8 protein-coding genes are annotated in these 13,245 nt (G+C 37.2%); 2 read left to right on the top strand and 6 right to left on the bottom strand.

The window, feature by feature from the left end; all coding sequences use genetic code 11:
* Positions 1–2,760 (bottom strand): SusC/RagA family TonB-linked outer membrane protein, encoded by a 2,760-nt coding sequence (locus LKL37_RS02540; RefSeq protein WP_431609027.1) that lies wholly within the window; start codon positions 2,758–2,760, stop codon positions 1–3.
* 335 nt (positions 2,761–3,095) lie between these two features.
* Between LKL37_RS02540 and metG the strand changes: the two genes are divergently transcribed.
* Both metG and LKL37_RS02530 read left to right on the top strand, forming a co-directional pair.
* Complete coding sequence (gene metG / locus LKL37_RS02535; protein ID WP_431609025.1) at positions 3,096–5,135, top strand: methionine--tRNA ligase; 2,040 nt, start codon at positions 3,096–3,098, stop codon at positions 5,133–5,135.
* Positions 5,136–5,198: 63 nt separating this feature from the next.
* Entirely contained in the window at positions 5,199–5,864 is a 666-nt protein-coding gene (locus LKL37_RS02530) for a hypothetical protein (protein ID WP_431609023.1), read from the top strand.
* Positions 5,865–6,068: 204 nt separating this feature from the next.
* Here the strand turns inward: LKL37_RS02530 and LKL37_RS02525 are convergent, their stop codons facing one another.
* The 5 genes from LKL37_RS02525 to LKL37_RS02505 form a co-directional block, all read right to left on the bottom strand.
* Positions 6,069–6,773, bottom strand: a complete 705-nt coding sequence (locus LKL37_RS02525; protein WP_431609022.1) for a class I SAM-dependent methyltransferase — start codon at positions 6,771–6,773, stop codon at positions 6,069–6,071.
* 243 nt (positions 6,774–7,016) lie between these two features.
* On the bottom strand, positions 7,017–7,748 hold the full coding sequence (locus LKL37_RS02520; RefSeq protein WP_431609020.1) for a siderophore-interacting protein: 732 nt from the start codon (positions 7,746–7,748) through the stop codon (positions 7,017–7,019).
* Positions 7,749–7,854: 106 nt separating this feature from the next.
* On the bottom strand, positions 7,855–10,065 hold the full coding sequence (locus LKL37_RS02515; protein WP_431609018.1) for a TonB-dependent receptor: 2,211 nt from the start codon (positions 10,063–10,065) through the stop codon (positions 7,855–7,857).
* 350 nt (positions 10,066–10,415) lie between these two features.
* Entirely contained in the window at positions 10,416–12,008 is a 1,593-nt protein-coding gene (locus LKL37_RS02510; protein ID WP_431609016.1) for an MFS transporter, read from the bottom strand.
* A 108-nt stretch (positions 12,009–12,116) separates the two neighbouring features.
* Entirely contained in the window at positions 12,117–13,232 is a 1,116-nt protein-coding gene (locus tag LKL37_RS02505) for an HlyD family secretion protein (protein ID WP_431609015.1), read from the bottom strand.
* Positions 13,233–13,245 lie beyond the last annotated feature (13 nt).

Genomic DNA, 13,245 nt, shown 5'->3' with positions numbered 1-13,245 from the left:
TTAAAATTGGAAGTTAAAACCTAAAGAATAAATCCTAGGCATTTGATAGTAACCGTTATCAATACCACCAAAAACTTCAGGATCTACTCCTGAATATTTAGTGATCACAAAAACATTCTGCGCCATCGCATATATTTTCAGATTACTTCCTTTCGAGAAAACTTCTCCGAAATTGTATCCTACATTGATATTATCCAGTCTCAGGAATGAAGCATTTTCAACATAGATATCAGATTTGTACTGTGGTACTGCGAATCTATATTCTGGTGCTGTTGCAAACACATTTTGAAGGTATTCATTGGTTGATGCAGATTGTAGAGAACTGTTAGATGCGGCATTATTATACACATAATTTCCTAATACTGCTCTTGCACTCAATGCAAAATCCCAGTTTTTATGAGATACTTTAGTAGAGAAACCTAAAATTGCATCTGGGGTAGTAGACTTATAATAATACATATCTTTTGTATTGATTATACCATCTCCGTTTCTGTCTACAAAAGCACCATCAACAGGCTTACCGTTAGTATCATACACTTGTTGGTATACCCAGAATGAATTAGGTGCATATCCTACTGCATGAGCCTGAATTCTGTTTCCGGAACCTCCTTCAATACCTCCTACTTCCATGTTAAATGATTCATCAGCTCTGTCTTTAAGCTTAGTAATAACCGGTTTATAATGAGTGGCATTAAAACTTACTTCCCAGGTTGTATTTTGATTCTTAACCGGAATTACAGTTATACTTCCTTCAATCCCTTCATTTTTCATATCTCCAACATTCTGCCAGCTTGCGTTACTTAAACCTCCCGCAGCTTCATCAGCATAAACAAGAAGATCTTTCGTATCTTTTCTGAAGACATCTATGGATCCTGAAATTCTGTTTTTATTAAACCCAAAATCTAATCCTAAGTTCTTAGTAGTTGTTGTTTCCCAAGTAAGATTTGGGTTATAGTTAGCAGGTCTGTACATAAAGTAGAATTCGTTTCCGAACTGATATCCAGCTCCTTGATAACTAGGATTGTAAGCAGCGAAAGCCGGGTAGTTATTAGGTTTGTTACCGTTAAGTGCAGGTAATTCCTGTTGACCTGTTTTACCCCATCCCGCTCTCAGTTTTAATGTACTGATTGATGATATATTTTTGATAAAATTTTCTTCATTAAGCTTCCAGGCTAAAGAAACTCCCGGGAAAACACCCCATACATTATCTCTGGTTCCGTTGAAGAATCTTGAAGAACCATCTTTACGAACTGACCCTGAAATAACATATTTATTAGCTATCGTAAAAATAGCTCTTCCATAGAAAGAAATTAATGTATTTCGGGTTTCAAAGTTCAGATCCTGAGAGTTAATATTTGTCCCTCTATAAGTTACAGCTCCCGGAATTAAGATATTAAAATCCTGATAAGAATAACCAGCTGTAATATCTACACCCGTATCAATTGCGCTGATATTTTTCACATAATTAAAGTAGGTCTCCAAAAGCTTATTTTTCTTTTCCATAGAATAGAAATTTGAGCTTCCTTTATCTTCAAAACCAGCTCTTAGATTGCCATCTTTAAATTTGTGACCATCACTTTTTGTATAATCATATCCGGCATTTACGTTAAAATGAAGATCCGGAAGAAAGTGAAATTTATAATCTAACTGAATATTCCCCAATCCTCTGGTTACTGAAGATACATCCCTGATACCATTAATAAGTCCGACTGGGTTTTTATTACCATTTACATTATATCCTGTTGCAGATCCCGGATCCAGCCATTCATAATAACCTCCATAATTGGAATTTCCCGAGTAAACAGGTTGGGTAGGATCAAAATAAGTAGCTGCCTTGATTACTTCACCATCCACAAATCTATTGTCTGTAAATGTACCCTTTAAATTCACGTTTACAGATAAATGGTTATCAAAGAATTTGGGGTTTAAGTTCAAACCTACGGAAGTTCTTCTGAATGAGTTTGATCTTACAATACCATTTTGTTCATTATATCCTAATGATAAACGGTATGGAAGGCCTTTTATCCCTCCTGATAATGCTACATTATTATCTGTGCCCCATGCTGCCTGATAAATTTGATCCTGCCAGTCGGTATTGGCATTTCCAAGCTTGGATTTGTAATTAGCAGATGCATATGGATTTCCATTAACAAAATCTCTGAATTCCTGAGCATTTAAAACATCTACTTTCCCCATTTTAGTAGAAACCGAAGCAACTGTTGAGAAATTTAATTTAAATTTTCCCGCTGTTCCTTTCTTAGTTGTAACGAGAATAACACCATTAGAAGCTCTGTTACCATAGATAGCAGTAGCAGAAGCATCTTTCAGGATATCAAATGTTTCAATATCATTAGGGTTAATTAAGGACAAAGGGTCAGAAACACCATTCATTCCCACAAAATCCTGAGGCACTCCGTCGATTACGATCAATGGCGAGTTTTCTCCACTTAAAGAAGATGTCCCCCTGATCCTGATCTTTGTACCCGATCCAGGTGCCCCACTGTTATTGGTAATTTGTACCCCTGGTGTTTTACCCTGGATCAGCTGACCTGCTGAAGTAGCTCCCCCATTAAAGTCTTTTGCTGTAACCGAAGTTATAGAACCGGTAAGATCAGATTTTTTCTGTTTTCCATATCCGATCAACACCACTTCGTCAATTTTCTTCTCTTGAGGAAGGGAATCCTTTTTCTGCGCATGTATTACTGTACTAGCCAATAAAAAAGCAGGCGCAATTTTCAAAACGGTTGTAAAGTTCTTCACAATCATATTTTTTATAGTTTCGTTTTTTTTCAGTCATTTTTGGCCTCGAGCCAGACTCGCAATTTATAAAAAAATTGGAATTATCATAAATTTAATATAATTTTATCTAAAATTATGTATATTACGAAACAGGTTTTAGTTAGTTTTTTATAGTCCAATATTTTACAGCATCTTATGCTTTGCATAACATTTGTTTCAATTTAACAATTTGTTAAACGTTTGTTTAACTTAATTTCATATTCAACCTTTCAAAATTGCTTTATTCCTCATAATAATACCACCAATAGCGGTATTCAGCAGATATTCCTTATCTTTGCATTTAAACTTTACTATAAATGTCAAACAGAAAGATGATTACGGCAGCTTTGCCTTATGCAAACGGGCCGGTTCATATAGGACATTTGGCAGGTGTTTATATTCCTGCGGATGTTTACGCAAGATTTCAGAGAAGATTAGGAAAAGATGTAGCGTTTATCTGTGGTTCAGATGAGCATGGGATTCCTATTACCATAAGAGCTAAAAAAGAAGGAGTAACTCCTCAGGATATCGTTGACAAATATCACGAGATCATTAAAAAATCTTTTTCAGACCTGGGAATTTCATTTGATGAATATTCAAGAACAACGTCTAAAAACCATTATGAAACCAGTCAGGATTTCTTCAAGGTTTTATACGAAAAAGGAAAATTCACAGAAGAAATTTCTGAGCAGTATTTTGATGAGCAGGCAGGAGAATTCCTTGCTGACCGTTATATTGTAGGAACATGTCCTAATTGTGGTAACGAAAATGCTTATGGAGATCAGTGCGAGAAATGCGGTTCTACCCTTTCTCCTTCTGAGCTGATCAATCCGAAATCAATGCTTAGTGGAAATGTTCCTATCCTTAAAGAAACAAAAAACTGGTATCTTCCATTAAATGAATATGAAGACTTTTTAAATGAATGGATCATTGAAGGTCATAAAGATGACTGGAAGCCTAACGTATACGGACAGGTTAAATCTTGGTTAAATGACGGCCTTAAGCCTCGTGCGATGACCAGAGACCTTAACTGGGGAGTTCCGGTTCCTCTTCCAAATGCTGAAGGGAAAGTATTATATGTATGGTTTGATGCTCCGATCGGTTATATTTCTTTCACCAAAGAATGGGCCGAGAAAAATGGAAAAGACTGGAAAGATTATTGGCAGAGTGAAGACAGTGATCTGGTACATTTTATCGGAAAGGATAATATTGTATTCCACTGTATTATTTTCCCTTCGATGATGAAAGCGCACGGAGATTATATTATGCCGGCTAACGTTCCTGCTTTTGAATTCCTGAACCTTGAGAACGATAAGATCTCAACATCAAGAAACTGGGCAGTCTGGGCTCATGAATATGTAGAAGATTTCCCTGGACAGCAGGATGTTTTAAGATATGCTCTTCTTTCATCTGCACCGGAGACAAAAGATAACAACTTTACTTGGAAAGATTTCCAGACTAAGAATAATTCTGAATTAGCTAATATTTTTGGTAACTTCATTAATCGTGTTGCAGTATTAATTAACAAAAACTTTGAAGGAAAAATTCCTGAAGGAGATGTAAATGCACCAGAATTAGAAGAAATCAGCAAAAGAGCTGTAGAAATCAGAAACTCTCTTGAAAATTATGAATTCAGAAATGCATTAACAGCATTTATGAATCTTGCAAGATTTGGAAATCAATACTTGCAGAATGAAGAGCCTTGGAAAACGGTTAAAAATGACATTGAGAAAACCAAAAACACATTATTTATTGGAGCTCAAATTTCAGTTGCACTAGCAAATTTAGCTGAACCATTTTTACCTTTTACAGCACAAAAATTATATGAAATTTTTAATGTAGAACAAAAAACATGGTCTGAAGTTGAGAATTCAAAAGTATTAATTGAAGCTGGTCATTCAATAATGGCTAATGCTCCAATTTTATTCTCTCAAATTTCGGATGACGTAATCGAAGCTCAGATCCAAAAGCTGGAAAACACAAAACAAAACAATAAAAAAACAAACCCTAACGCAAACCCTATGAAAGAAGAGATCACATTTGATGACTTTACTAAAATAGACCTTAGAACAGCAACTATTTTAGAAGCTGAAAAAGTAGAAAAAGCAGATAAATTATTAAAACTTACTGTAGATACAGGAGTAGATGTAAGAACTGTTGTTTCCGGTATTGCAGAAAGTTTCTCTCCTGAAGAATTAATCGGAAAGCAGGTCATGATCCTTCTGAACCTTGCTCCAAGAAAGATCAGAGGAATTGAGTCTCAGGGAATGTTATTATTAACAACAAAACCAGACGGAAAATTATCTTTCGTAACACCGGACGACAGCAATGTTGAAAACGGTATTGAGATCGGATAATTAACCTCAATATAAGATAACAGGCTGTTTCACTAGAAGCAGCCTTTCTTTTATTTATAGAGTATGGTCAATAAAAATGTTTTAAGAAAACTCTCTAATTATGAATTGGAGGCTTATTTAAAGGAAGGCAACCGTTTTGTTCCGGAGGCTGTTCAGGCAGCTTTTGAAGTTTTGGAAGAAAGAGGACGTGTTTTCAGCGAACAGGAAAAAACAGCTGTTCAGCAATTGATTCAGCATAAAAAACAAGCTGAGGAAGCCAAACATGCAGAAGAAGTAGAAACCTGGAAAGACCATATCACAGAAGATCCGGGAGCGATCAAGCTTTATTCACGAATGACTATTGTTGTCAGCACCGTTTTTTTTACTCCGATTCCGGGGTCTATTTTGCTTTTTCTTAATTTAATCAAACTAAAAAAATACCTTGCGAGCTTCTTTGCGCTGGCATTTGGTTTTCTTTTTTTTATGTTTCAAAAATACGTTCTGATGTCCCATTTTGATTTCAATACCTCTTCCCGATACAGCCCTGAAATTGGGGTTATTGCAGCAGGAGCTCTGGGTTTACTTGTCATCAGCGTTTTAGCCACTCCAAAAAAACTTCCTTACCGTGCAGAATCTTATATTCTCCCTGTAGTTTTATGTGCCGGAACCGCTGTTCTGATGTATTTTTATTTCCAGGAATGGTTTTCTTACTATCCGTTTGCAAGAGCCATCCATCTATTCAGACCATAATAAGGAGCTGATTCCCGCTATCCACTTTTACTCCTCGCACCCAGCTGTCACCCTGAGCGTAGTCGAAGGGCCTCTTCTTTGCTGTGGGGTAACCGTTTCTATCGGGGCTAGGAAGAGGTACAAAAAAGTCATCCCGGTTTACAGAATGACACTATATGAATTCATGAGATTGCTTCGCTTTCAGCTCGCAATGACTTGTTATAATTATTTCTTAGTCAGTTTGGCTAAGTAAGAATCTTCATCTTTAAAAACTCTTTCTATTTTGAATCCGTTGTTTTGAGCCGCATTTTTCAGCGTATTGAAATCAAGATACAGCCAGGTAATCGGTTCTTCAGATTCCCCTTTATAATGAACTACATATTCCAGTTCTCCGTAATATCCGCCAGCAGGAATGTAAACTCCACCATCTTTATCACGGTCAAACATATAAAGAATATCTGTACTGTCAATTAAAACCTGTCCGCCATCATTCAGTAAAGTATGCAGTTTTTGAAGATAGGGATCTATTTTAGCAAGGCTTTCAAAAACTCCGGTACCGTTCATCAGTAATAAAATGGTATCGAAAGTTTCTCCTGAGAAATCAAGCATATTTTCACAAACTGCTTTTTTAATACCTCTAAGCTTGCAAACCTCAATAGATTTTGGTGAAATATCCAATACAGTCACCTCAAGATTTTTTTCATTTTGAAGATATAAAGAATGAGAACCTGCTCCCGCTCCGATGTCCAGAACTTTACCTTCAGATAGCAGCAGAGCTTTCTGCTCTATATCATTCATTTCTTCAAAATCTCTGAATAAATAATCTACCGGAAGTTCATCCAGCTCAGAAATTGACGTTTCAGTCTGCAGATCTTCCGGATTGTCATTGTGGTAATAATCCCAGATCGCTCTGCCCATTAAATCTTTCATAGTACAAAGATAATAGTTCGGAGTTCAATGTTCAAAGTTTTTGGTTGAATGTTTCGGTTGCATGGTGCGGGTTTCGGGGTACGAGGTGCAGTGTACTTACAACCTTAAACCTCGAACTTTAAACCCTTAAATATCTGCAAACTGGCATCTTTCAACTACTGCCTACTCCATCGAATCCTTCTCCTTATGTCTGTCCGCCTGTGATTCATTTTCTGCTACGCCTGCTTTCCAGTAAGAATAAGCTTATAATTCCTGGGAGGTCCAGTTTTTTTCTTTTCTCAGATAAGTACGGATTTCTTTCACGCTTGAAAATTCACATGCTACGTAACCAAATTTGGTAACCTCAGGAATCTCAATACTTTTTACAGCATTTGAAATTTCACTGCTGATCTGAGGCTCCGTATTGTGTAACCATTTAAAATCAATTCGGGCTTTCGTTTCAAGCAGTTGCTCATCTTCTTTTCCATGAACTTCAATAATGCATATTCCTTTTGCTGTTTCAGGAAGCGTTTCCAAAATAGCACTGATCACCGGAATGGCCGTAGCATCTCCCACCAACAGATACCAATCTGCAGCAGGATACAACTCCCTACCTTCCAAACGCATCATCACTCCTAGTTTTGAGCCTGCTTCAGCTTCTCTCACCCATTTGGAGGCGGGGCCTCCGTCTCCATGATCTACAAAGTCGATGATTAATTCATTCTTCTCCAGATCAATTCCTCTGTGGGTATAAGTTCTGATGGATGGAGCAACTTCTTTTGGTGGATACACCCATTGATGGTTTTCGTCCAGTTTGGGGAAATGAATCTCATTCAGTCCAGCCGGAGGAACGGCAATTTTATTATTATCTCCCACCATGGTATTTTTGAATACCTGAACTTCCGGTGAATATAAATACACCCTGATAAAATGGTCAGTAATGTATTCTTTTCTGGTTACTTCGGCAACGATCTGCCCTGTTGAAATTTTTGCCATAACTGATTTTTTTTTTAAGTTAAAATCCGGTTTCCGATTAATTCAGAAACCGGATTTGAAATACAATATATTTTCAGATCAAGGCATTGTTACCTTCATCGTATTTTTAAAATTCAAAAGTGTAAGAAAGGTTGAATGTTCTTCCTCTTCCTTTATAATTGAACAATTCCGGAAGTCCGTAAGTAGAATACAATACCTGAGAACGCTTGCTCCATATGGTCTGATAATCTGTATTGAATAGATTCTGGATTCCTAAATTGAATTTTCCAAAATGGAATCGGTATCCTATCATCAAATCTGAAGTATTGTAGCCTTCCACCACATTATTAAGTTCGTCTTTCTGTTTGAAATTCTGTAAAGACTGAAATCTGAAAGACCAGCTTTTAATGTTATATCCGATATACGTCACCAGTTTTGAAGGAGAAGCATTGTAAATTTCCTGTTTCTGCCATTCTCCTTTGTTATCTACCTCAGATTTGATCAAAAGACCGGTCGCCCCGAAATAAACGCCATTGTTTAAGGAATAAGAAACCTCAGCTTCAATTCCCATGTTTCTTAATTTCAAATCATTCACAAGGATCTGGAATGTCTTTTTGTCTACAGCAAAGGTTTTGTCTGAATTACTTAAAAATCCGGCAATCTGAGCTCTTAAACCTCCTCTGTTGATACGGTAACCTACCTCAAACTGATTCGTTTTGATAGCCTGAAGGGGCTGTTCTTTTACGTTGATACTGGATACTACATCCCAATTTGTACCCACCAGTTTATATTGTCCGATTCCGTAAAATTTTGCAGGATCTGCTAAGCTTGCTCCTTGGGAAAAAGTTCCCCAAACCTGATGCTGCTCATTGAATTTGTACAACAATCCTGCATTGGCTAAAGTCACATTATAAGAACTTTCACCTCCGGGAATTGCAGATGCTGAGCTTCCATATCCCATGGCAATCTGTGTTTGCTGTTCCGAACCGACAAAGTCATCCATTTTCACATTGATATGCTGGTAACGGATCCCTGCATTCAATTGAAGTTTTGGAAAAATATTATATTTTGCCTGAACATATCCTGCATAGCTCTGTGAATGATTGGTTGGATATCTTCCCAGGCTGTATTTGGTTTCATTCACTAAACCTCCGCTGGACATTGTCTTTGCAATATCATAGACAGATTGTGTCCCTTCAAATTTTTCAAAATCAAAATCTGCTCCATAGGTAATATTCAGCCCTCGCCATGATTTCGATAATAAAGCTTTAATCCCTGAATAGTAAGTATCCTGCTGTGAAGAGGACATATAAGGTATTTTTCCTGACTGCAAAGTAACATTTCCCGGGAATGGATAGAATCCTAATTTTTCACCACGGGTAGCCAATTGTACATATAAATCCTGTCCACCCAAAATCCCGTTTCCGTTATACGCTACGGTTGCCATATAACGTTCTGTTCCTACATTTTTATCAGATGAAAAACCATCTCTCATTTCCAATAACGACGCATTTTTTGTCGTGAATGCACTCAGGTTTTGACCTAAAAATAAACTTCTGTCTCCGTTAAATTTAGAATTGTAATACTGAACAGAGGCTGTTATTTTATGTTTATTGTTAAACTGATACCCACCTGTAGCCAATATGTCAATGGACTGGTTATACTGAAGGTCAGTCTGTGTAATGTCTGTAAAAAGCTGTTTCTGATCTGCTCCATACACCCCGCCATTTTGCTGGTAAGCTACTCCCAGTCTTCCGAAGAACTTATCTCCTTTAGTGGCAATAGACTGGGCTGCACGGAAATCATGGTCATCTTTTCCCATAAATCCGGTACGTACTCCCAATTCTGTTTCTCCGCTGATTCCTTTTTTGGAAGGTGTTTTGGTAATGATATTGATAATTCCGCCGGTAGCGTTACCTCCATAAATCGAGCTTGCTCCTGAAAGCACTTCAATTCTTTCGATATTAAATGGATCAATGGCGTCCAGCTGACGGCTTATGGCACGGATACTGTTCAGGGAAACACCATCGATCATTACAAGTGCTGAACGTCCTCTCATATTCTGTCCGTAATTGGTTCTTCCCTGTGGACCAATATCCATAGACGGAATCAGAATCGATAACATTTCTTTAATAGGAACTCCACTTTTGGCCTGTTCCTGAATCTTTTCTTTCTGTACGACCCAAACCGTTCCCGGAACTTCGGAGATTTTTGTGGGTTTTCTTGAGGCTACGATTACCACATCTTCAATACCTTTAGAGGCAATAGAATCTTTAGCTGTCTGGGAAAATAATGCTCCCGAAACTAAAAGACCTATGAATGCATACTGCTTTTTCATTCTTTCTTCTCAAAGTTTTATAATCTCACAAAGATAATTCTTATTTAGAAAGAATAAAAATAACAGAATATGAGATTTTCCCTTATTTTATGATAGTAAACATCTTTTTACAGAAAAGTTTTCAAAATCTGGATATATATTAAAACCATTAAGAAGAATTTAAGGAGTAAAGTATAGTTAAGATAAATCATTCTGATTTTTAAGCTTAAAACGAAGCTCATCTTAATACTCTAAAAACCTTAATACAATCTTAATGTTTCAAAAAGTTTAAAATTTGACATTTTCTTAAAAAGCGTAAAATCCCAGCCCAACGAAGGACCAGGATTTTACTAGTAAAAACAAGGTATTTTTTATACTGCAGGCCCTGCCGCATCTTTTATTTCTTCTAACAATTTTCTTCTTTCACGAAGTCTTCTTCTTGCGATAACGGATTTACCTCCCAACACTCTTATAAACCTGAAATACTGGAAACGCTTTGCTCCGAAATGATGGGTCGCAACATAAATCAGCACTCCAAATCCGACTAAAATAATATACCCAAATATCTTTTTGGTGGCTATGATGATCGCATTGAGCTGAATGGCTTTCATATTGGCTGCTACATTCTGAGGAGTAACCGTCATTCCGTCCATATAAACGGCAAGATCACCAATTGCTGTAACCTGAAAACGGTACTGAAACCATGAATAGAGTGTTGAAAAAATTCCTACGGCAAGAAAAGTTCTCCAAACCAACACAAGCCCGATGGCTGCCAGCATTTCATCCATTTCAAGCTTATCCAGTGTATAAAACCATACGGAGATAAACAGTGAACACATTCCGTAACCTTTTAAAAACATAGGCAGATACCAGTTGTCATAACTGAATTCCAATACCATAGAAAAGTACATAATAATGGCATATCCAATCATTGCAGAAAACCCGGAAAAAATATACATTTTCAAAGGCTTTTCTTTTTTGAACCAGAAAATGGCAATGACTCCGGCCAGGATAATTCCGGGAATCATTAGTAGACTCAGTCTCGTATTAGTCACCTGATCATAACCCAAAACTCCCACTGCAAAAGTATTCTGAATAGAAGCTGTTCCTAAAAACATTCCCAGCCAGAAAAGCATAAACAAACCGTGCCGCACATTATTCTTTTTAAAAATTTTGAATGAAAGGTAAGGTCGCTTCAAAGTTAGCTGACGGATAGAAAGCAATGCAAAGCTCACAAAAGCAGCAATACTTCCATACAAAATATTCTTCGAATTGAACCAGTCCTGCTGTCTTCCAAATGAATACACATACGCCGAAAACATAAAAGTTGAAATGAAAAGTAAAATACTTAGCCAATCAATATAATGCAGGGGAACTTTTAAAGCAAAATATTTATTATGCATAAAAATCCAGTGTATCAATGCAAGTGTAAAACATAAAACCGCTGTAAACACATAAAACTGCTGCCAGTTGTAGATAAGAGCAAATTCAGCGGCATAATAAGTAGCCACCTGATTCATTACCAAAACGAATGTATAGAATGCTCCGTAAAACATACCCCGGTTTCCGATCATCACCATCAATGGCAGGAACAGTTCTATGGTGACCATCATTTTCATAAAACCTATCACTAAAGAGGTAAATATGAAGATCATGGGCTGTAAAGTAGTTCCGTTTACATAACTGAGCAATCCTAAAAGTACCAGAAGCAAAACCATCTTATCCCTTACTTTGAATCTCATTTTGATTCTGAGAACAACAGGCATACAGGCTCCCATCCCAATAGTAGTGGCGTAGTTAGCCCACATAAAATATTCTGTCATCGCACCGGTACCGCTTACCAGAGAACTGATATTTCCAGTATACACCCCACCGATTGGCATTACCACAGCAAGCAGTAATACGATCAGCAGCAGCTGTACGGGCTTGGGTACCCAATCGCTATATAATCCTTTGTTGTACATGATAAATTTAGAAGTTAGAGATTAGAAACTAGAAATTAGTGACTGGAAGTTTTCAGCTTAACCTCTGTATTTCCAATCTTTTAATCTTTCAATGATTAAATCTTTTAATTACTGACCGATATTCACATTCATATTCATTCCCGCACTCAGCTTATTCAGATCTTCTTTCTTGTTGGAAGCTGTAAATTCTATTCTTACAGGAATTCTCTGCTGTACTTTAATGAAGTTTCCGGTAGAGTTATCGGTAGGTACACTTGAATATCTTGATCCGGTAGCTGCAGAAACCGCTGTTACAACTCCTTCAAACTTTTTACCTCCTAAAGCATCAGCTGTCATAGCAATTTTTTCTCCCACTTTAATATTTGGCATCTGGCTTTCCAGAAAGTTGGCAGTTACCCATTTCTGACCATTCAGAACGATAGTTGCAACCTGTTGTCCCGGCTGGATCAACTGACCTTCAGAAATAGTTCTTCTCCCCATTACTCCATCGTAAGGCGCTGTAATAACAGTATACGAAAGATTGATTCTGGCCATATCCAAGGCAGATTTCGTTCTTTTAATTTCAGCATCATTAATTCCCAATCTGCTTTTCACTTCCGTAGTAGAAAGGTTGGCGGATTGTTTTTGGTTGACCAGAGTTTCATAAGCAGCCTTTTGCGCATCATATTCTGTCTTCACCTGATCATATTGCTGTCTTGTAACCGCTTCGGCTGATAAAAGGTTTTTATATCGGTTTAAATTCTGCTCAGCATTCCATAATCTGGCTTTTGCTCCTGCAATATTAGACTGCATTACGTTGATATTGTTGGAAACAGTATTCACAGAAGAACTTGTTGCTGTTTTCTGAGCCATTGCATTCTGATAAGCTGCTTCTGCCTGTCCCAGTTGTGTAAGAATTTCACGTTCATCAAGGATGACCAAAGTGTCTCCTTTTTTAACATTTTGGTGTTCAATGAACTTAATTTCTTTGATATAAGCAGAAACTCTTGTATTGATAGGGTTAATAAATTCCTCTACCTGTGCTGCTTCTGTATACGTTTTGCTTCCGATATGGAAATATTCACGGATTAACCAGAATAATCCGAAACCGATCACCAGAAAAACAATGATGTTGGAAATGATGGCTCTGATTTTATTGGTTTTATTTTTCTTTTTCTTGTTTTCTGCAGCAGATGCTGCAGGAGTTGGTGTCGTATTTTGAGTAGTTTGTTCCTTGTTTTCCATTGTGTTGATTGTC

The sequence above is a fragment of the Chryseobacterium sp. 'Rf worker isolate 10' genome (assembly GCF_050753305.1).
GTDB lineage: Bacteria > Bacteroidota > Bacteroidia > Flavobacteriales > Weeksellaceae > Chryseobacterium.
Note: the sequence above shows the minus strand (reverse complement) of the source record. Positions and strands in the feature narration are given on the sequence as shown.